Source organism: Citrobacter sp. 172116965 (genome assembly GCF_013458095.1).
GTDB classification, from domain to species: domain Bacteria; phylum Pseudomonadota; class Gammaproteobacteria; order Enterobacterales; family Enterobacteriaceae; genus Citrobacter; species Citrobacter braakii.
Map to the genome: position 1 here is coordinate 2,528,620 of NZ_CP046673.1, position 19,996 is coordinate 2,548,615.

General features: G+C 53.0%; 17 protein-coding genes. 9 read left to right on the forward strand and 8 right to left on the reverse strand.

Annotated features, from left to right (window positions below; translation table 11 throughout):
* The first annotated feature begins 109 nt into the window (after window positions 1–109).
* Together GPJ68_RS12240 and ansP are read left to right on the forward strand one after the other, a co-directional pair.
* Window positions 110–1,651 (forward strand): PAS domain-containing methyl-accepting chemotaxis protein, encoded by a 1,542-nt coding sequence (locus GPJ68_RS12240; RefSeq protein ID WP_104651607.1) that lies wholly within the window; start codon window positions 110–112, stop codon window positions 1,649–1,651.
* Window positions 1,652–1,931: 280 nt separating this feature from the next.
* The gene (gene ansP / locus GPJ68_RS12245; RefSeq protein ID WP_047358134.1) at window positions 1,932–3,374 is read left to right on the forward strand and encodes an L-asparagine permease; all 1,443 of its coding nucleotides are present in this window, start codon (window positions 1,932–1,934) and stop codon (window positions 3,372–3,374) included.
* 41 nt (window positions 3,375–3,415) lie between these two features.
* On the opposite strand, the gene GPJ68_RS12250 is transcribed toward ansP, so the two are convergent.
* Both GPJ68_RS12250 and GPJ68_RS12255 read right to left on the reverse strand, forming a co-directional pair.
* Entirely contained in the window at window positions 3,416–3,637 is a 222-nt protein-coding gene (locus tag GPJ68_RS12250) for a YgdI/YgdR family lipoprotein (protein WP_003020157.1), read from the reverse strand.
* 136 nt (window positions 3,638–3,773) lie between these two features.
* Window positions 3,774–4,835, reverse strand: coding sequence for a YncE family protein (locus GPJ68_RS12255; protein ID WP_046275590.1), 1,062 nt, complete (start codon window positions 4,833–4,835; stop codon window positions 3,774–3,776).
* Between the two features lie 259 nt (window positions 4,836–5,094).
* Between GPJ68_RS12255 and pqqU the strand changes: the two genes are divergently transcribed.
* Window positions 5,095–7,215: a TonB-dependent receptor PqqU gene (gene pqqU, locus GPJ68_RS12260; RefSeq protein WP_137380428.1), complete on the forward strand. Its 2,121-nt coding sequence runs from the start codon at window positions 5,095–5,097 to the stop codon at window positions 7,213–7,215.
* A 30-nt stretch (window positions 7,216–7,245) separates the two neighbouring features.
* Here the strand turns inward: pqqU and GPJ68_RS12265 are convergent, their stop codons facing one another.
* Window positions 7,246–8,283 carry an NADP-dependent oxidoreductase gene (locus GPJ68_RS12265; RefSeq protein ID WP_016156570.1) on the reverse strand — a complete coding sequence of 346 codons (1,038 nt, stop codon included), beginning with the start codon at window positions 8,281–8,283 and terminating at the stop codon, window positions 7,246–7,248.
* Between the two features lie 58 nt (window positions 8,284–8,341).
* Window positions 8,342–8,917: an XRE family transcriptional regulator gene (locus tag GPJ68_RS12270; RefSeq protein ID WP_016153140.1), complete on the reverse strand. Its 576-nt coding sequence runs from the start codon at window positions 8,915–8,917 to the stop codon at window positions 8,342–8,344.
* Window positions 8,918–8,954: 37 nt separating this feature from the next.
* Here GPJ68_RS12270 and mddA point away from each other — a divergent pair, with 37 nt between their 5' ends.
* Both mddA and GPJ68_RS12280 read left to right on the forward strand, forming a co-directional pair.
* Complete coding sequence (mddA, locus tag GPJ68_RS12275; RefSeq protein WP_016156571.1) at window positions 8,955–9,473, forward strand: L-methionine sulfoximine/L-methionine sulfone acetyltransferase; 519 nt, start codon at window positions 8,955–8,957, stop codon at window positions 9,471–9,473.
* On the forward strand, window positions 9,470–9,919 hold the full coding sequence (locus GPJ68_RS12280; RefSeq protein ID WP_016153142.1) for a DMT family transporter: 450 nt from the start codon (window positions 9,470–9,472) through the stop codon (window positions 9,917–9,919). Before mddA ends, GPJ68_RS12280 begins: the two co-directional genes overlap by 4 nt.
* Window positions 9,920–9,985: 66 nt before the next feature.
* On the opposite strand, the gene GPJ68_RS12285 is transcribed toward GPJ68_RS12280, so the two are convergent.
* Window positions 9,986–10,219 carry a YdcY family protein gene (locus tag GPJ68_RS12285; protein ID WP_016153143.1) on the reverse strand — a complete coding sequence of 78 codons (234 nt, stop codon included), beginning with the start codon at window positions 10,217–10,219 and terminating at the stop codon, window positions 9,986–9,988.
* A 17-nt stretch (window positions 10,220–10,236) separates the two neighbouring features.
* Entirely contained in the window at window positions 10,237–11,835 is a 1,599-nt protein-coding gene (locus tag GPJ68_RS12290; protein WP_104651604.1) for an ABC transporter substrate-binding protein, read from the reverse strand.
* A gap of 282 nt (window positions 11,836–12,117) precedes the next feature.
* Between GPJ68_RS12290 and GPJ68_RS12295 the strand changes: the two genes are divergently transcribed.
* From GPJ68_RS12295 to GPJ68_RS12305, 3 genes are read left to right on the forward strand one after another with little or no spacing between them, the layout of a single operon-like run.
* Window positions 12,118–13,425: an SrfA family protein gene (locus tag GPJ68_RS12295; protein WP_049282397.1), complete on the forward strand. Its 1,308-nt coding sequence runs from the start codon at window positions 12,118–12,120 to the stop codon at window positions 13,423–13,425.
* 4 nt (window positions 13,426–13,429) lie between these two features.
* A complete protein-coding gene (locus GPJ68_RS12300; protein ID WP_046275606.1) occupies window positions 13,430–16,411 on the forward strand; it encodes a virulence factor SrfB in 2,982 nt (993 codons plus the stop codon).
* Window positions 16,408–18,567 (forward strand): virulence factor SrfC family protein, encoded by a 2,160-nt coding sequence (locus tag GPJ68_RS12305; RefSeq protein ID WP_104651603.1) that lies wholly within the window; start codon window positions 16,408–16,410, stop codon window positions 18,565–18,567. The genes GPJ68_RS12300 and GPJ68_RS12305 overlap by 4 nt, the downstream gene beginning before the upstream one ends.
* A 19-nt stretch (window positions 18,568–18,586) precedes the next feature.
* On the opposite strand, the gene GPJ68_RS12310 is transcribed toward GPJ68_RS12305, so the two are convergent.
* Complete coding sequence (locus tag GPJ68_RS12310; protein ID WP_016153148.1) at window positions 18,587–18,760, reverse strand: GhoT/OrtT family toxin; 174 nt, start codon at window positions 18,758–18,760, stop codon at window positions 18,587–18,589.
* A gap of 192 nt (window positions 18,761–18,952) precedes the next feature.
* Between GPJ68_RS12310 and yncL the strand changes: the two genes are divergently transcribed.
* A complete protein-coding gene (gene yncL / locus GPJ68_RS12315) occupies window positions 18,953–19,048 on the forward strand; it encodes a stress response membrane protein YncL (RefSeq protein ID WP_071524268.1) in 96 nt (31 codons plus the stop codon).
* Between the two features lie 119 nt (window positions 19,049–19,167).
* Here yncL and GPJ68_RS12320 read toward each other — a convergent pair whose 3' ends face one another.
* Window positions 19,168–19,947 carry a helix-turn-helix domain-containing protein gene (locus GPJ68_RS12320; RefSeq protein ID WP_104651602.1) on the reverse strand — a complete coding sequence of 260 codons (780 nt, stop codon included), beginning with the start codon at window positions 19,945–19,947 and terminating at the stop codon, window positions 19,168–19,170.
* Window positions 19,948–19,996 lie beyond the last annotated feature (49 nt).

Consider the following 19,996-nt stretch of genomic DNA (forward strand, 5'->3'; position numbering starts at 1 on the left):
GTCATTACCGCGTTTCTTATTAAAACGGTTTAAAACGGCTTTTTAATATTCCTCCCGATTTTATTGCGGGAATTTTTGTATGGATTATGCATATCATTATGGGGCCTCTATGAAAAGTAACATGCCCGTTACACAAATTGAGCACGCACTTAACGACAAAGCGACGCTGCTTTCAACGACGGATAAAGAAAGTCATATTACCTACGCTAATTCTGCTTTTATCGATGCCAGCGGATTTAACGAAGATCAATTAATGGGCGAAGCGCATAATATTATTCGCCATCCTGACATGCCTCCCGCTGCATTCGCCGATATGTGGTATACGCTACAGCAGGGAGACAGCTGGACGGGTATGGTGAAAAACCGCCGCCAAAATGGTGACCATTACTGGGTTCGCGCCAACGTTACGCCGGTCTGGCACAATGAAAAACTCACCGGTTACATCTCCGTGCGTACCGTTCCTTCGCGTGATGAAATAACTCACAGCGAAAGTTTATACCAAAAAATGAATAGTCAGCAGTTTAAAGGCTTTCGACTTTTTAAAGGGATTATCATTCGTCGCGGCTTATTGGCATGGACTTCCATGTTTAAATGGCTGAATATCAGCCAGCGCGTCAATTATTCTTTAGGGGTGACGGCCCTGCTCGCTTTGCTATTTATCTTCGCCCCGTTTAATCCATTTATTCAGTCGGGTGGCTTGCTGGTGTTATTTCTGGCGCTGGCTATTTACCTTAAGTATCAAATTTGTCAGCCAGTTAATACGCTCCTGACGCAAATGAAGAAAGTGGTGTCCGGACGTAAACCTGATAACTGTCATTTAAATCGGGTGGATGAGATCGGAATGCTAATGCGACTGGTTAATCAGTCCGGGCTTAATCTGAATTCTCTGGTCGATGACGTCAGTACGCAAATTTCCGGTATTCGCGCTATCAGTCAGCGGGTGTCAAAAGAAGGTACGGCGCTGCATCAGCGTTCAGAAGAAACCTCTGCCGACCTGCAACAAACCGCTGCGGCCATTGAAGAAATTGGTAGCGCGGTACAACAAACCGCTGAGACGGCGGCACATACCATGACCATGGCCGATAAAACCAGCACCAACGCTGCAGAAGGCGGCGATATCATGAAACAAACTATCGCCATGATGCAGGCGATATCGCGTGACAACGGGCAGATCGTTGACATCATTGGCGTGATCGACAGCATTGCCTTTCAGACCAATATTCTGGCGCTCAATGCCGCGGTTGAAGCCGCGCGAGCCGGGGAATCCGGGCGTGGCTTCGCCGTTGTCGCGGCAGAAGTCCGCAATCTGGCCCAACACTCGGCGTCTGCGGCAAAAGAGATCAAACAACTTATTGAGAAGAACGTCGCCAATGTTAATAGCGGCGTCAAAATGGTGGAGCAAACAGAAACGCATCTCACCGGGATGATTGGGGATGTACTGCAGATGTCGATGATGATCAAAGACATTAGTCTGGCCACGCGTGAGCAAACCCAGGCTTTGGATCTGATTAACGATTCAATTTCACGCGTTGGCACCATGACACACAATAATGCCGAGATGGTGGAGCGCGTGACCGACGCCACCGCCGATCTGACTCAGCGTTCATCACGCTTACAGCAGGCCGTTCAGGTCTTTGGCGTATCGGCATAACGTTACGGCGCTTATTGGGTAAATGCCTCGATAAGCGCACTCCTCTACAGGTATAAACGCCCTTCTCTTTTATTGGCTGAATCGAGGCCACACCGCGCCAGTACCGGCTGCATAAAAATGCTGAATTCTTGTTACCGGGGCTTTGCGGAACCAATCAATTGAATGTAGGATGCTCGGCCGGCAGTTTTCCCCCGTAACACAATGAAGGGTAAGGCTGTTTTCGCCGCAGCAGGTGCGGCAAAAAGGATGTTGTATTTTTGTCAGGTCAACAGGAATCGTAATGAACACAAACAACACGCAAGCCGCGGAACAACATGCGGCGAAACGACGCTGGTTGAATGCTCACGAAGAGGGGTATCACAAAGCGATGGGCAATCGACAGGTACAAATGATCGCCATTGGCGGCGCAATTGGTACCGGGTTGTTTTTAGGGGCAGGCGCACGCCTGCAGATGGCCGGCCCGGCTTTGGCGCTGGTCTATCTGGTATGCGGTATTTTTTCGTTCTTTATACTGCGCGCGCTCGGCGAACTGGTTTTACATCGCCCTTCCAGCGGTAGCTTCGTTTCCTACGCCCGTGAATTTTTAGGTGAGAAAGCCGCCTATGTGGCTGGCTGGATGTACTTCATCAACTGGGCGATGACCGGCATTGTCGATATCACCGCGGTGGCGTTGTATATGCATTACTGGGGCGCATTTGGCGACGTGCCGCAGTGGGTGTTCGCCCTCGGCGCGCTGGCTATTGTCGGTACCATGAACATGATCGGCGTGAAGTGGTTCGCGGAGATGGAGTTTTGGTTTGCGCTGGTTAAGGTACTGGCAATTGTGATTTTCCTGGTGGTAGGTACCGTTTTTTTAGGTACCGGAAAGCCGCTGGATGGTAACGCCACGGGTTTTCACCTGATTACCGACAACGGCGGCTTCTTCCCGCATGGCCTGCTGCCTGCGCTGGTACTGGTACAGGGTGTGGTTTTCGCCTTTGCCTCTATTGAACTGGTGGGTACCGCCGCCGGTGAGTGCAAAGATCCGCAAACGATGGTGCCGAAAGCAATCAATAGCGTTATCTGGCGTATTGGTCTGTTCTATGTGGGTTCTGTCGTGCTGCTGGTTCTGCTACTGCCCTGGAACGCCTATCAGGCGGGGCAAAGCCCGTTTGTTACATTCTTTTCCAAACTGGGCGTGCCGTACATTGGCAGTATCATGAATATTGTGGTGCTCACCGCGGCGCTTTCCAGCCTTAACTCAGGGTTGTACTGCACCGGGCGTATTTTACGCTCCATGTCGATGGGCGGTTCGGCACCGAAATTCATGGCTAAAATGAGCCGTCAACAGGTGCCATGGGCCGGGATCCTCGCCACGCTGGTCGTGTATGTCGTCGGGGTATTCCTGAACTATCTGGTGCCGTCACAGGTGTTTGAGATCGTGTTGAACTTCGCGTCACTGGGCATTATTGCGTCGTGGGGATTTATCATGGTCTGTCAGATGCGTCTGCGCCGGGCCATAAAAGAAGGTAAAACGGCAGACGTCAGCTTTAAACTGCCGGGCGCACCGTTTACCTCGTGGTTAACGCTGCTGTTCCTGGTGAGCGTACTGGTATTGATGGCGTTTGACTATCCAAACGGCACCTATACCATCGCGTCATTACCGCTGATTGCCATCCTGCTGGTCGCGGGCTGGTTCGGTGTGCGTAAACGCGTTGCAGAGATCCACCGCACCGCGCCATAACGGCAGAAGGCCTGACAGGTTAATCCTTCAGGCCTTCTTTTTTAGTTCGCTTCAATCAACTGCGCTACGTCGTTGCTGTTAATTTCCCGCGCATTCCCATCCTGATCGGTATAGCTGGTCATTCCCGTGTCTTTATCCAGTTTTGGCTTACCCTGGGTGGTGATGGTTTGTCCGCTTTTGGTCGTCATGACGTAATCGGTGGTGCATCCTGCCAATGTAAACAGCATTACGCCTGCACAAAGACAGATAAATGGCTTTTTCATGGTATTCCCGTGTTATTCAGTTAGCCGTTGAGGGCGTAGTGTAAGTCCCTGAAGTAGGTCAGGCTACTGGCGGGGTGTAACGAGGCGTATCGGGGGATTTAGAGAAGTGACAGGAGGGGTTTCCCCCTCCGGTTAATTACAGCGCAATACGAATAACATCGTCCGGCTGGGTGGCTTCCTGCTCGCGGGTGGACTTCTGTTTCACGCTAACGTACAGGGTTTTACCGTCGGCGGAGAGCGCCAGGCTATTCGGGAATGTTGGGGTCTCGAACGTTTTAACGACTTTATAGCTTTTCGCGTCGATCACGCTCACTTTGCCGGCCTGACGATGGGTCACGTAGGCCTCGTTACGCGCCGGGTTAAACAGCACGGCCAGGGATTCCGGCGCGGCGACTTTTGCCAGGACGTTGCCATTACGTGTGTCGATTACCAGCACTTCCGCCGCTTTAGAGTCGGTGACAAAGGCGCGATTGCCCGCCGTGTCCAGACTCAGGTTGATGAAGAAATGCTCTTTTCCATCATCCAGCAGCTTTTTACGGCTGAGAATTTTGTTGGTGGTGGTATCGATGGTGATGAATTCACCGTCCGCATTGGCGGTGTACAGGCGTTTAGCCTTGCTGTCGACAGCCAGAGCGGTGCTCATTTTGCCGGTATTTTGAATGGTGTCCTTCAATGTAATGGCATCACCGTCCACCACCCAAATCACGCTCTCTTTACCAATACCGCTAATGTATACCGTGTTGGTGGCGTCATCGGCGACCAGCTCACGCGGCTGCAGTGGGCGAACGTCTTCAGAACGCTTACGCGCATCCAGCACCAGACGTCCTTTCACCGCGCCCGTTTTGGCATCCATTGCCGTCACCGCGCTGTTTACCGTGTTGCCGAACCACAGCGTTTGCGTGGCGTTGTTGATGGTGGCGCCAAACGGTTTGAGATCGTTATGAATAACCTGAGTCACTTCGAGGGTGACCGGGTCAAGACGGTAAACCACCCCGCCGGTATCCAGTTTGCGGCTCTGCGAAGTCGCCAGCCACAGCGCGTTCTCTTGCTGACTGTATGCCATTTCATAGGCGCCTTTGCCCACGGCTTTGCGCAGCAGTTCTTCTGCAGCCTGCGTAGTAAAAGATGATGCAACGAGCAGTGAACCTAACAGTAAAGAACCACGCAGACGCGGCGAAAACAGATGACGTAAAGACATGACGACTCCCTTTGATAAATTCGTTTGTTACTGCTTCACATAGCTTCAATGAGCAAAATCATGGTTTTGCCCTTTTTAAGAATGAGAATAGTAATCATTATTCATCTCAAAGTGGAGCACTTCTTCACATATTGACTACAATCGTTGTCATTGCCCGAAAAATTAGCGCAATTCAGCAGCGCTAAAATTCATCTTTTATAAAAAATTCACGCGCTTATCGCCGGTGTTACGGCGTAAGCATCATTAACTGGCCTTGTTCATGACGATTTTTGCATCCCGCTACACTGCACTTCCTGTTTCTTTACTGCCTGTCTTCCTCTCGCCTTATGCCGTGGCAGAAAGTGAGATAAACGATCAAACGCTGATCGTTAGCGCGACACCACAGTCCATTTCTGAACTGGACACCCCTGCCGCCGTCAGCGTCGTTGACGGAGAAGATATGCGTCTGGCAACGCCGCGAATTAACCTGTCTGAATCCCTGACCAGCGTCCCTGGGCTACAGGTGCAAAATCGGCAGAACTACGCCCAGGATCTCCAGTTGTCGATTCGCGGATTTGGTTCGCGAACCACTTATGGCATCCGCGGCATTCGTTTGTATGTCGACGGGATCCCGGCAACCATGCCGGATGGGCAGGGTCAAACATCCAATATTGATATCAGCAGCGTACAAAATATTGAGGTTTTACGCGGCCCCTTCTCTGCTCTGTATGGCAATGCGTCTGGTGGAGTGATAAATGTCAGCACTGAAACGGGACATGAGCCGCCAACCATTGAAGCCAGCAGTTATTACGGCAGTTTTGGCAGTTGGCGCTACGGGTTAAAAGCAACGGGCGCATTGGGCGATGGCACACAGCAAGGGGATGTGGATTACACCGTTTCAACAACCCGGTTTACTACCCATGGTTATCGCGATCGCAGCAGCGCACAAAAAAATCTGGCCAATGCCAAACTGGGCGTGCGCATGGATGATACGAGCAAACTAACCCTGATTTTCAATAGCGTAGAGAGTAAAGCTGACGATCCTGGTGGTCTTACCGAGTCAGAGTGGCAGGCCAATCCGCAGCAATCTCCCCGCGCTGAGCAATACAACGCGCGAAAAACCATCAAGCAGACCCAGGCGGGGTTGCGCTATGAACGCCAGTTTAGCGCGAAGGATGATATCAGCATCATGACTTATGCGGGGGAGCGTGAAACCACTCAGTATCAGTCGATCCCGATGGCCCCGCAGTTAAAACCGTCTCATGCCGGAGGCGTTATTACCCTGCAACGTCATTATCAGGGGATAGACAACCGCTGGACTCACCGTGGCGAGCTGGGCGTACCCGTGACCTTCACCACCGGTCTGAATTACGAAAACATGAGCGAAAACCGTAAAGGCTACAACAACTTTCGCCTTGATGATGGCGTGCCAGAATATGGTCAGAAAGGCGACTTACGACGTAACGAACGTAACCTGATGTGGAATGTCGATCCCTATCTGCAAACCCAGTGGCAATTAACGCAGAAACTCTCGCTGGATGCCGGGGTTCGCTACAGTTCGGTGTGGTTTGATTCTAACGATCGCTATATTACGCCTGGTAACGGAGATGACAGCGGTGACGCCAGCTATCACCAGTGGTTACCTGCTGGATCGTTAAAATACGCCATCACCGATGCCTGGAACGTCTACCTGGCCGCGGGACGTGGGTTCGAAACGCCCACCATCAACGAGTTGTCTTACCGCTCCGACGGCCAAAGTGGGATGAATTTTGACCTACATCCTTCCACAAACGATACCGTGGAAATCGGCAGTAAAACGCGTATCGGCGATGGGCTGTTTACCGCAGCGCTATTCCAGACCGATACCGATGACGAGATCGTGGTTGACAGCAGTAGCGGCGGGCGGACAACCTACAAAAACGCTGGAAAAACCCGCCGTCAGGGAGGTGAGTTATCCTGGGACCAACGCTTTGCCGCAAGCTGGCGCGTAAAAGCTGCATGGACCTGGCTGGATGCAACCTACCGCAGCAACGTCTGTGGCGATCAAAACTGCAACGGCAACCGCCTGCCTGGCATTGCGCAAAACATGGGATTTGCTTCGCTGGGCTACGTGCCTGATGAAGGTTGGTATGCGGGAACTGATGTTCGTTATATGAGCAATATTATGGCCAATGATGAAAATACGGCGCAAGCCCCGTCCTATACCGTAGTGGGTTTAAATACCGGCTATAAATTTTATTACCGCAGTCTGATGATCGACCTGTTCGGTCGGGTGGATAATCTGTTTGATAAGTCCTACGTCGGTTCGGTGATAGTGAATGAGGCAAATGGTCGATATTACGAACCGGCGCCAGGACGAAACTATGGCGTAGGGATTAATCTGGCCTGGCGTTTTGAGTAACACTGGCGGGAATGACTCCCGCCATCCGTTTTACGCATCGTCTGCAAGACGAATCACCACTTTACCGAAGTTTTTGCCGGTCAGCAGGCCGATAAAGGTCTGCGGCGCATTTTCCAGACCGTCGGTGATTTGCTCGCGGTAATGGATTTTGCCCTCTTTAACCCAGCGCCCCATCTCCCGCTGAAACTCCTGAATGCGGTGACCATAATCCTGACCAATGATAAAGCCCTGCATCCGGATTCGCTTTTTCAGCAGCGTTGCCATCAGCAAAGGTAATCTATCGGGTCCGCCTGGAAGCGATGTGGCGTTGTAACCGCTGACCAGTCCGCACAGCGGAATGCGCGCAGAGGTATTGAGTAATGGCAGAACGGCGTCAAATACCTTGCCGCCGACGTTTTCGTAGTAAATATCGATCCCCTGCGGACAGGCTTTTGCCAGCTGTTGCGCAAAATCTTGTGCGTGGTGATCGAGGCAGACATCAAAGCCCAAGACCTCGGTGGCATGTCGGCATTTCTCTGCCCCGCCAGCAACCCCGATCACCCGGCAGCCTTTGAGCTTACCAATCTGCCCTACCGTTGCGCCAACCGGGCCGGTGGCGGCGGCCACAACCAGCGTTTCCCCCGCTTTTGGCTGACCGATATCCAGCAGCCCCATATAAGCAGTAAATCCTGGCATCCCCATCACTCCCAGCGCCCAGGAGGGATGTTCAGGATTATCGCCAAGCTTCACCAGCCCGTTACCGTCGGAGATGTCATAGTCCTGCCAGCCGCTGTAGCTCAGCACCCACTCGCCTGGCTGGTAATCAGGATGGTTGGATGACACCACGCGACTCACGGTCCCGCCAACCATCACGCCGCCAATCTCTACCGGCGGGGAGTAAGACGGCTCATCGCTCATGCGTCCACGCATGTAGGGATCGAGGGAAAGAAAAATGGTGCGTAGCAAAACCTGGCCTTCACCCGGCGTTGCCACCTCATCGTCTTCAAGACGGAAGTTTTCCGGGACCGGCGCGCCATGCGGGCGGGAAGCCAGTACCCAGCGGCGATTGCGATTAGTCTGTTGACCCATGATGTGCTCCTCTGCTTTTGGCATGATTCCATCAATAGTAGCAGCCTCTGTCCGCCAGTTAGCTGACGACATGATTTAACCGCACAACCAGGTAAACGCAGGGTTGTGCGGTTTCATTAATAAACCGACAATCATTCGGCGGGCCAAGCTCCAGGCAATCGCCAGCCCGCATTTCATGACGCACGTCCCCTTCCACAAAGACCAATTCCCCCTGTTGTAGCCAGATAAGTTGTCTTGCCTGCACATAGGAAGAGGCTGGCATCGGGATGTCGCTTCCAGCGGGCAATTCTATCTGCACCAGATCAATAGGCAGATCGCTGCGTGGTGAAACGTGGCGGCGCAGATAGTGGCTTTGCGGGTCGTGCCAGACAGGCTGATCAGCGAAGCGCAGCAGCTTGCCCTCCTGCATTTCGGCCCGCGCCATCAGCATAGACATGCTGATACCAAAGGCACCGGAGAGCCTGCCCAGCAGCGTGGCCGTAGGGCTGCTCTCACCGCGCTCTATTTTATGGATCATCGCCCGCGACACGCCTGCGCGTTCAGCGAGTTCCGTCAGAGACCAGCCGCGAGACTCCCGCTCAATGCGAATTCTTGCACCGATCCGTTGATTTATGCTGTCTTCAATAGTATTCATATTGTAATACTATAGTGAACAATCCCTGAGGTTCAACATGTCCATTCGATTTGCCAGCAAAGAAGATTGTGCCGCCATTGCAGAAATCTACAACCACGCGGTACTGCATACGGCGGCTATCTGGAACGATCAAACGGTCGATGCCGAAAACCGTATCTCATGGTATCAAGCCCGCCAGTTGATGGGCTATCCGGTGCTGGTGAGTGAAGAGAATGGCGTGATTACAGGGTACGCCTCCTTTGGCGACTGGCGTAACTTTGATGGATTCCGTCATACCGTTGAACATTCGGTATATGTCCATCCTGCTCATCAGGGTAAAGGCCTGGGACGAGCGCTGCTCAGCAGGTTAATAGAAGAAGCCCGCGCGTGCGGCAAGCATGTGATGGTTGCGGGCATTGAGTCTCAGAATCAGGCGTCGCTGCATCTGCACAGCACGCTGGGTTTTAAAACCACCGCGCAAATGCCACAGGTTGGCACGAAATTTGGGCGCTGGCTGGATCTGACTTTTATGCAGTTGCAGTTAGACGATCGTCGCGAGCCGGATGCCAGCAGATGAACCAGACGCTAACCCTCTCCTTTCTGATTGCCGCAGGTATTGGTCTGGTGGTGCAAAATACCTTGATGGTACGCATCACGCAGACGTCCTCGACGATCCTCATCGCCATGTTACTTAACTCGCTGGTCGGGATCGTGCTGTTTGTCAGCATACTGTGGTTTAAGCAAGGTATGGCGGGGTTTGGGGAACTGGTTTCCAGCGTGCGCTGGTGGACGCTAATCCCTGGCTTGCTGGGATCGTTCTTTGTTTTTGCCAGCATCAGTGGATACCAAAATGTGGGCGCTGCAACCACTATCGCGGTGCTGGTGGCCAGCCAGTTAATCGGCGGACTGGTGCTGGATATTCTGCGCAGTCATGGCGTGCCGCTGCGGGCGTTGGTGGGGCCGATCTGCGGCGCGGTGCTGCTGGTCGTTGGGGCCTGGCTGGTGGCGAGACGTTCGTTTTAATTGCGCTTATCCGGCCTGAACATGCAGGCCGGATAAGGTGTTACTTCGCCATCTGGCAACAACGAATTAAAGGATTGTGCCGCCTTTGGTCAACTGTTCGCGACGGGTTTCCATATCCTCTTTATGCTGACGGCCATGATGTGCGATAGCCGTACGCAAACGCTGTTGCTGGGTGTAACGTTCTTCCCGGCTCAGCACGACATCATCGCTGAGTTCAATCAGCAATTCATTCATATGCGTAATGACGCTCTCTTCAATGGCGGCATCAACACGTGCGCTGACCTCATCCAGATGCGACATAACCTCTCCTTAACTCATTAATTTAATTTTGCTTTTGAAAAATCGCTGCCCATCAGGCTAACGCTGTATCCGCTGACGTTGCTGCGCGTCGCGTAAAACGTTTTCCCGTTTGCCAACGCAATCCACGGAGCCTGCTGGTAGAAAATTTCTTGCGACTGCTGGTAAAGCGCGGCGCGTTCTTCCGGTTTACTCACCAGTTTCGCCTTTTGAACCAGCGAATTATACTCTTTATCGCACCAGCGCGCGGCGTTAGATCCGGTTTTAATGCTGTCACAGCCCAGCAGTACATCGGCGAAGTTGTCCGGATCGCCGTTGTCTGACATCCAACCGAACAACGCGGTGTCATGCTCACCTTTACGCATTCCAGAGAGATATTCCCCCCACTCGTACGACACAATTTTCGCCTTCACGCCAACCTTCGCCCAGTCGCTTTGGATCATCTCGGCAATCCGTCGGGAGTTCGGGTTGTATGGGCGCTGAACCGGCATTGACCACAGCGTCGCTTCAAAGCCGTTTTCCAGTCCCGCCTGTTTCAGCAGATCTTTCGCTTTTTGCGGGTCGTAAGCGTAATCCTGCAGATCTTTATTGAACCCCAACATATTCGGCGGAATTGGCGATTTTGCCACCGTACCGGAACCTAAAAAGACGGCGTTAATAATGGCCTTTTTGTCTGTCGCGTAGTTAAGCGCCTGACGCACCAGCACGTTATCAAACGGTTTTTTCTCGGTATTAAACGCCAGATAGCCGACGTTCAGCGCTTCAACCGAATGCAGCGTCAAATCTTTATTCTTCTTAATCTCGTCAAACTGTACGGGCGCAGGCGCCGGAATTATCTGGCATTCATTGGTTTGCAGTTTCGCCAATCGGGTCTGAACGTTTGGCGTGATTGAGAAGATCAGGTGCTTCGTGGGGACGGCACCGTCCCAGTAGTTCGGGTTGGCGAGATAGCGGATTTGCGAATCCTGCTTGTACTGCTGCAACACGTATGGCCCGGTGCCAATTGGCCAGTTATCGACGTTTTCCGGGGTGCCTTTTTTCAGCATCACGTCGGCATATTCCGCAGAGAGGATGGAGGCAAAATCCATTCCCCAGTCGGCAAGAAACGCGGCGTTAGGTTCATTAAGGATAAACTGAACGTGATAATCATCGACCTTCTTCACTTCTTTAATCAGTTTATCCAGACCGACATCGTTGAAGTATTCGTAGCTTCCCTGAGAAATTTTGTGGTACGGATGAGCGGCATCTTTCTGTCGTAATACCGAGAAAACCACGTCATCAGCGTTGAAGTCACGGGTTGGTTTGAAGAATTTATTACTGTTGAATTTCACGCCCTGACGCAGGGTAAAAGTGTAGGTCTTACCGTCCGGCGAAATCGTCCAGTCCGTTGCCAGAGACGGAACTGGCGTATTTTTTACCGGATCAAAGTTGATGAGTCGGTTGTAGAGCACCTGTGAGCTGGCTACAAACGATGGACCGGAACTGGCGATTTGCGGGTTAAATGACTCTGGCGACGCTTCTGAGCAGTAAATGAGAGTGTCAGTATTGGCCGCGAACGCCGCGCCTGATGGTAAGACGGCGCTGAGCGCCAGCGCGAGTAACGTTTTCCTTGCAATCATGGTTATAAGCCTTCTTATTTTATTATTAACCGGGATATCAGAGCATAGCTGACAAAAACTGACCAATAACAAATCACTATCAGGTTATTCTAATCCGGTGTATTTCGCTGAATAATTCATCACCCTAAGCGAATTAATTTCCCTTAAGTCTTTTTCAAAACGTCAAGATTTTTCCCGGCACTCTATGCCATGAAAATTCGCCCCTTTTTGCCTCTCTTCCACCGTTTGCTCGTTTTTATAAAACGTAAAGTAGATACGTGAAGAAGTCTAAGGGGTAACAACGTGGCAAAAACTCTCTTGCGCAGCGGCAATTTGGATGACTATCAGGCCGTGGGCGGCGGTGGTCAGGCCGTGTTTGATTCAGCATTGCAAATTCGTGAAACGCTTCGCCTGCGTAAACAGCAGGCGATGGTGGATTGTCTGGCGATCCCACAAATTAACGACAACGGCGATCGCGTTGACTGGTATTCGCCGATTGAAGGGAAAGCTGTTGCATGGAAAGCCGCTGATGAAGAGGCCCGTTTTCGTGCGCTGCGCTATCTGGGGAGCACGCTGGAAAATGCGGCGGCGCTGAGCCGTAAAAGTCTGCAATCGGGTAAAACCTCCCTGCAACTGTTTGGCTCCCTGCTGGAAAAAGCCATCCAGTTTCCTGGTGAGAATCACGTGTTTCTTGTTGAAGGTAAACCCGTTATTACGTTCTGGGGTTTCGTCAATCTGAATGAAAATCCTCGCGACGATGTGCTCGATTGCCTGCGCCTTGCCGATATTCCTCCGGTCGTCACCGTAGCGGAGCCTGAGCCGGAAGAAGAAATCACTGCCCAAATCACCTTCGCCGAGGCCGAGGCGCCTTTGTTGACTCCAGTCGTTGAGCTACCTAAACCGGCTGAACCTGAACCACAACCCCCGGTCGTTGTTAACGAACCTGAAGTCTCGCCGCCGCTCGCACAGAAGAAACCCGCACGCCGCCTGCCGCTGTGGAGCCTGCCCGTTGCCGCGGTGATCATTGCAGCCATGGTTGGACCGCTGCTGTGGAAGCAACAGACCACCCAGCCCGTACCCGCTGTTCCCCCTGGAGACGTCGCTAAGGCAGATATGGCACCGCTGCCAGAACTGACATCTGCACTGCCGTTGCATCGGGCTGAAGTGGTTCCGGCTGCGAAAAAAGAAAAACCTGTCGAGGGACCGGTCGTGATCGCCGCGATTCCGAAAGATGCGCTGGTGATGGATGCCAACCAGATGAAGGCAGGAACGACGCGTTTTCTCAACGGTAACTGGCGCGTAATGGTTGATGTTAAAGATCCGGTTAGCGGTAAAGCGCCGTCGCTGCGCTATCAGATCCAGGCCAATAAAGGTACTGCGCGCGTGGTTCATGGCGACAATATTGTTTGTCGTGCCGAGATTTTCTCCGGTTTGCATCAGTCAGGTGAATTAATGATTAAGAGTCGCGGGAATGCCCGTTGTACGGACGGGTCACGTTATCCGATGCCGGAAATTACCTGCAAAGCGGGAACCAATGACGTCGCCGCCTGTACCGCACGTTATGACGATCACGCGGAAATCCCTCTGACGATCAAAAAGATAGGTGCCTGATTTTATGTTGGTGAATCTGTGTGACTACAAACAGAGCGTGACGCTCATCGCCAATAGCGGTGTGCAATTTCTGGATTTTGGCCTGACGCCGCAGGAATCTGCGCATCATGGCCGCTTTGTGCGCAAAACGGCAAATGGTCCCCTGCTGCGGCTGGATTTCGATCTGACAACCGGACGTTATACCTTACCAGGCAGCACCGGCGGTCAGCCCGAAGTGGTGAAGCCGGAAAGCACCCAGAAGCTGCATTATTCGCTGGACGTGCTCGACGGTGTCTGGCTGCCGCTGCCGTTCCTGCGCTTTAATCCGCCGCGTACGTTCGTTGAAGGCCCGGATAACTGGGCGCGCGTACAGGTGCGAAAGCTGGCGCAACCTGACAGCGCGGGCAACACCCACCGCGTCACCGTGGCGCTGGACAGCCAGCTCACTGAAAATGCCCCTGCGGCGTTAACCCCCAACGAAAATGACCTGCTGAACGGTACGCGATTTGCGCTGGCCTGGCATGACAACGAAATTGCCGATTTCCTCGACCAGACCTGGATTGACGGCTGGTTGCGCGAATCCTTTATGCATCATGTCACACAGCATGAGAACCGCTCAGAACAAGAGATCCAGCAGGCGCTGCGTAACTTTGAATATCAGGCGCACTGGCTGAATGTGCTGACCCTGTTAGGCGAGCAACTTTCCGTCCCGGAAGTGAAACTGGTCACGCATACCCTCAGCACGCCCGCCATTCCCGTTGATCTTATCCTGGATATCGGTAACACCCATACCTGTGGCGTCCTGATTGAAGATCACGGGGATGCCAATGACGGACTACGCCAGACAGCCGAATTGCAGGTGCGTTCGTTAAGCGAGCCACAGTTTCTCAACGATCCGTTGTTCACCAGCCGACTGGAGTTTTCCGAAGCGCGTTTTGGTAAGCAGCACTTTTCCGTGGAGAGCGGTCGTGATGATGCCTTTATCTGGCCGTCGATTGTCCGCGTTGGCGATGAAGCCCGAAAGCTGGCAATGCAGCGCATGGGCACTGAAGGCAGCAGTGGGATCTCCAGCCCGCGCCGTTATCTGTGGGACGAAACGCCGGTGTTGCATGACTGGCGCTTTAGCCAGATGAATGGCAAAACCCAGCGCGAACCACTGGCTACCGCCTTCCCGCTGATGAACCTGATGAACGATGACGGGCAACCGCTGTTCAGCCTGCCGCAGGATGATCGTCTGCCGGTATTCTCACCGCAATACAGCCGCAGTACGCTGATGACGCATATGCTGTGCGAAATACTGGCCCAAGCACTGGGGCAAATTAACAGCGTGGCGACGCGTTTGCGCCTCGGATTCCCGGCATCTCCTCGTCAGTTGCGTACGCTGATCCTGACCCTGCCGTCGGCGATGCCCAAACAGGAGCGTGAGATTTTCCGCCTGCGCATGTTTGAAGCTATTGCGTTGGTCTGGAAAGCGATGGGCTGGCACCCGCAGGATGAAGACTTCACCACCCGTAAACAGCAGGAAAAGAGCGTGGTTCCCGTACCTGAGATCCAGATGGAATGGGATGAGGCCAGCTGCGGGCAACTGGTGTGGCTGTATAACGAAGCTATCTCTCACTACGATGGTCACACCGAATCGTTCTTTAACGCCCTTGCCCGCCCGGACCGTTTGCCGGAGCCTGGTGAGACTAAAGGTCGTGCGCTGCGCGTGGCATCGATCGACATTGGCGGCGGGACAACGGATATGGCCGTCGTCCATTACCAGCTTGATGACGGCGTGGGTACAAACGTCAAAATTACCCCGCATCTGCTGTTCCGTGAAGGCTTTAAGGTTGCGGGCGATGACATGCTGCTGGACGTGATTCAGCGTTGCGTGTTGCCTGCGCTGCAAACCCGTCTGCAACAGGCTGGCGTGACCGACGCCGCCGCATTGCTGGCTACGCTATTTGGCGATTCCGGGCGCATCGACACCCAGGCGATTTTGCGTCAACAAACGGCGTTACAACTCTTTATGCCGCTCGGTCATGCGGTACTTTCAGCCTGGGAACAAAGTGATATTAACGATCCGGTAGCGGGTCTGCATGCCACCTTTGGCGAACTCCTGAGCCAGCAACCAACGCGCAACGTGCTGAATTACATCCAGCAGGCTATCGATCATGCGTTGCCTGCGGGATCGCCAGCATTTGATGTGTTGAGCGTGCCGTTACAGGTGCAGTTCAGGCAGTTACAAGAAGCGTTACTGGCGGGCCAGTTTACCCTGACCTCCCCACTGCACGCGGTCTGTGAGGCCATTTCACACTATCGCTGCGATATTTTATTAGTGACCGGCAGACCCGCCTGTTTACCTGGCGTACAGGCGTTGATCCGCCATCTGCAGCCCGTTCCGGTTAATCGTATGATCTGGATGGATAACTACCGCGTACATGAGTGGTATCCGTTCAGCCAACAAGGGCGGATTGGTAACCCCAAATCCACCGCAGCAGTTGGTGCAATGTTGTGTAGCCTGGCGCTGGATCTACGCTTGCCGCGTTTCAACTTTAAAGCTGCCGATATCGGCGCTTACTCGACCGTACGTTATCTCGGCGTGTTGGATAATACGGTCAATACGCTGCGTGATGAGAACATCTGGTATCACGATATCGATCTGGATAAGCCCGGCGCGAAGCTGGATGCCCGCCTGCACTTCCCATTGCGCGGCAACGTTACGTTAGGTTTCCGTCAACTGGCCAACAGCCGTTGGCCTGCCACACCGCTGTATACGCTCAGCATAAATTCTGCCGAACTGGCAAAAACCATCGCCGGAGATGGCGTGTTGAATGTACGGCTGCAGCTACGCGGTGGTAGCAAAGAAAGCGGCCCGGAATTTTTCGTACTGAGCGATGCGTGGTTACAGGATGGCACTCCCGTTGCCGCCAATGCCTTAACGTTAAAACTGAATACGCTGGCAGACCGACGCCATAGCGGGAGCCATTACTGGATTGATAGCGGGAGCGTGTACCTGAAATGAGTAAGATGTTAAACACCGCGCAGGCCGCCATCGAGTGGGTAACTGATACCCGTCAGCGTGCGGCGCGTCTTGATGATGAAGCGGATGCCCTGTTGGCACAGCTCACCCTGGCCGCCGTTAATGAATCTGCGTTGAAGACAACCTTTTCATCGCGAGGATGCGTTGGGCTTTACGGACATTCGCAATCGGCAAAAGCGCACCTGCTCACAGCATTGTGCAGCAACGCCAATGGCAAAGTGAATATCGTTACCCCGGATCGCAGCTTTGATTACTTTTCACATATTAATCCTGGTCATGCGCCAACCAATATGGCGATCCGCTTTACGCGTGATGAAAATCCGCTCGATGGTGAATGGCCGTTGCGCCTGCGGCTACTCAGTGAAGCCGAACTGGTACAGCTATTTATTACCCAGTTCTGTGCGCTTGCGGACAACCGCCAGGTCGAGAAATCGATTATTGAGGCGCGCCTGGAAAAATGGCAAACGTTGCGCCAGCGTCATCCGGTGCCGGGCATTACCGCGCATGATGTCGCGGCAATTGGTCGTTTCTGGCGCGCCTGCGTACCGGCCAGACAACAGCAATTTGACGACGCGCTATGGCATCAGTTTGCCACGCTGCTACCCGCTCTGGATCTGACTACCCGGGCAAACGCCTGGGCGTTACTGTGGGGAGAACAACCAGAGTTGACGCAACAGTGGTTGGCGCTGGCGCATACGCTGCAACAAACCGGGAGCGCGCAAGAACTCGCGGCTCCGCTGAGCCTGCTGGTTGACCATTTTGGTTTACCTGCCGAGAGTTTCCTGACTCAGGTAGCATTGAACGGGAATGAGGCGCAAAGCGATGTGGTGGTTCATCCAATAGAAAATAATCAGTTGCTCAATGCGGTCAGCCTTTCTCAGGCTTCGCTGGCGCTGCTCACGCGCGAGCTGGTCCTGACGGTTGAAGACGCGGTACTGGAAAATGTCGATCTGCTGGATATTCCCCTCGCCCCGGATGTTCATCCCCATCCATTGTGGCAGGCCAAATTAGGCTGGATGCTGGAACATTATCGCCAGCATCTGCAACCGGATGTACTTTTAATCTGTAATGCGGTATCTACCCGCTCCCAGACGCCCGCCATCACCCGCAAACTACTGGGCTGGGTTAACGACACTCAGCCCGTACATGACGCCGCATTGCCGGGAGTGGTCTGGGCCATTACTCCGCAGGATGCGCGGTTTAGCACTCAGCAAAATCTTGATGAATCTGTGCAGCAATTAATGGGCAAGCCCGGACTGCACTGGGGCACGCTGCAGGCGCTGGATAAACACAGCTTACAACGCCTCGTCGAATGGCTGACTCAGGCAACCTCGCCCCAGCAACGCCAGGCGAGATTGACCTCCCTGCGTGAGCAGCACCAGCAGCGCGTACGCGAAACCCTGATCGGCTGGATTAACCCCGTTGAAACCGAATCGGGTAGCAATGAGTCGGTGATCCGCCAGCTCCAGGCCCAGGCGGCAAAGCATGGCGAACTCCTGGACGGTTTACTCCCGCCGATGCGCCTCTTTGAGTCGCTGCTGCGTGTTCAGCAGCCGCGCGAGGAACAGGTGAGCGGATTATTTAATGAAGAGATTGACCTGTTTGCCGAGGTGCGTGACACACCGCACTCGCCGGAAAGCAAAGAGGCCGGGTATCAGGCGCACAAAATGTGGGTTAACCACGTGCGACAGTGGTGTCGCGATGAAAATAATGCGCGCCGTTTACGTCTCGAGCCGCGTACGCTAAGGCAAGTTGCCGATATCCTCGTCACCACCAGCTATCGGCTGGAGATGCCGCAACGCTTACAGCGCATTATGCAGCGAGAAAACGTCTGCGCCGCGCAGCTTCACGCCGATATTGGGGATTTTATTACCTGGCTTGGATTTGCCAGCGTGGCAGAGGAACAGCGTCCGGCCAGCAGGATCCAAAAAGGATCGGCTATTTTTAGTGCCCCGGCGCAACAGCCGATGTTACGGTTGACGAAACTGGATGAACAACCTTCGCATGGCGCAAGCCGTTACGTTTACGACTGGCTGGTCGCTTTGTATACCCGCGCCAATGAAAACGTGGGATATCAGCATCCGCAGGATGTTTGCGCAGCCGACAAAAAACGATTAGATGCCCTGCTTTCCTCCTGAAACGGCGTTTACGCCGTCATCAGAAGAGAGAAAACATTAACGCGACGGGAAAACTCATCGGCCAGGTCGCCCCGACTAATACCGCGCTGAGAAAACGAATCCGCTTTTTATCGCGGGAAAGAAACCAGGTGATGATTGCCGTGATAGCGGCCATCACCGCATAAAAAACCAACATTTTTTGGTACAGAGACATGTCAGGCATCCGGGCCGAAAGGTAAAATCGCGCGCAATATGCTCTTTTTCATGACCTACATCAAGTTTTATTAATTATTTTAAGAGAAACGCCGGTAAAACAAGCCGTTTTCATTATGTTCAGAATCCGTACTATTGCGGATAGTTATAACCCGTACTATACCCATAAGGGTTAAAACGAAAGGTGGCACAAATGAATGTTTCCAGTAAAACTGTGGTGCTGATAAATATATTTGCTGCTGTAGGACTTTTCAGTCTGATTTCCGCAAGGTTTGGCTGGTTTGCTTGATGTCGTTCTTCTTGATTAATTGCAGCGTCCGCTGGCAGAGAGGCTCTTCTCTCTGCCATTAGTACACGATTTTCCCACTCTCCTGCCACCCGGTAAATTATCCTTAGTATGTAATCCCCCTAATCCTTCTGCGGCATTATATTGCCCGCATAACGGCTCGGTGTTGTGCCGGTATGCTGATGGAAAAAAGCGATAAAAGCACTGTCACTGACAAATTCCAGATATTGCGCCACCTGGCTGATCTGCCCCCCGTCAGCCAGCATCTCCATGGCTTTTAATAGTCTAAATTGCTGCCGCCAGCTCTGATAATTCATCCCGGTATCCCTGGTAAATATTCGACTGATCGTCCTCTCGCATGCCCCAACCCGTTGGGATAATTGATTTAGTCGTGGTGGCAATTCGCCCATGCGTACTCCTTCAAGCCACACGTTCAGCCGTGGATCTGAGGGAAACTGCAACGTCCAGTTTTCACTGCGGGCGGCCCGCATTTCCTCACAGAAAACGGTGATAAGACTGGCCTGCTGCGCGGCAGGCATTTCCCATGGCCAGAAAGCCATACGTTCTATTACTTCAAAAAAGAGAGGATTAACGTCGACTATCTGCAGCGGTAATTTAGATAACGGCAATGTAGTTGAAAAATACAACGAACGATAAGCCATCACGCCACGCATTATGGCGCGATGTACCGTACCAGCCGGGATCCAGACCGCGCGCCGTGGCGGTAGCAGACACAGGGCATGCTCCAGCTCAATCGTAATGCTTCCCGCTGCCGAAAAAAGTAGCTGATGACGAAGATGGCTATGCCGGCCGGAATCGTGTACGCCCATCTCGGAGGCAATCCCGATTACCGGTTTATCAAAGCTATCCGCATCGAAATCATCATCCGGGGCAATTACCATTATCTGTCCGATATTTGATATTTAAAGTCTTGATAATGGTAATACGACA

Bases quoted from the DNA above. Each gene is read 5' to 3' on its own strand.
- GPJ68_RS12240 (WP_104651607.1), top strand. From the start codon at position 110: ATGAAAAGTAACATGCCCGTTACACAAATTGAGCACGCACTTAACGAC.
- ansP (WP_047358134.1), top strand. From the start codon at position 1,932: ATGAACACAAACAACACGCAAGCCGCGGAACAACATGCGGCGAAACGA.
- GPJ68_RS12250 (WP_003020157.1), bottom strand. From the start codon at position 3,637: ATGAAAAAGCCATTTATCTGTCTTTGTGCAGGCGTAATGCTGTTTACA.
- GPJ68_RS12255 (WP_046275590.1), bottom strand. From the start codon at position 4,835: ATGTCTTTACGTCATCTGTTTTCGCCGCGTCTGCGTGGTTCTTTACTG.
- pqqU (WP_137380428.1), top strand. From the start codon at position 5,095: ATGACGATTTTTGCATCCCGCTACACTGCACTTCCTGTTTCTTTACTG.
- GPJ68_RS12265 (WP_016156570.1), bottom strand. From the start codon at position 8,283: ATGGGTCAACAGACTAATCGCAATCGCCGCTGGGTACTGGCTTCCCGC.
- GPJ68_RS12270 (WP_016153140.1), bottom strand. From the start codon at position 8,917: ATGAATACTATTGAAGACAGCATAAATCAACGGATCGGTGCAAGAATT.
- mddA (WP_016156571.1), top strand. From the start codon at position 8,955: ATGTCCATTCGATTTGCCAGCAAAGAAGATTGTGCCGCCATTGCAGAA.
- GPJ68_RS12280 (WP_016153142.1), top strand. From the start codon at position 9,470: ATGAACCAGACGCTAACCCTCTCCTTTCTGATTGCCGCAGGTATTGGT.
- GPJ68_RS12285 (WP_016153143.1), bottom strand. From the start codon at position 10,219: ATGTCGCATCTGGATGAGGTCAGCGCACGTGTTGATGCCGCCATTGAA.
- GPJ68_RS12290 (WP_104651604.1), bottom strand. From the start codon at position 11,835: ATGATTGCAAGGAAAACGTTACTCGCGCTGGCGCTCAGCGCCGTCTTA.
- GPJ68_RS12300 (WP_046275606.1), top strand. From the start codon at position 13,430: ATGTTGGTGAATCTGTGTGACTACAAACAGAGCGTGACGCTCATCGCC.
- GPJ68_RS12305 (WP_104651603.1), top strand. From the start codon at position 16,408: ATGAGTAAGATGTTAAACACCGCGCAGGCCGCCATCGAGTGGGTAACT.
- GPJ68_RS12310 (WP_016153148.1), bottom strand. From the start codon at position 18,760: ATGTCTCTGTACCAAAAAATGTTGGTTTTTTATGCGGTGATGGCCGCT.
- yncL (WP_071524268.1), top strand. From the start codon at position 18,953: ATGAATGTTTCCAGTAAAACTGTGGTGCTGATAAATATATTTGCTGCT.
- GPJ68_RS12320 (WP_104651602.1), bottom strand. From the start codon at position 19,947: ATGGTAATTGCCCCGGATGATGATTTCGATGCGGATAGCTTTGATAAA.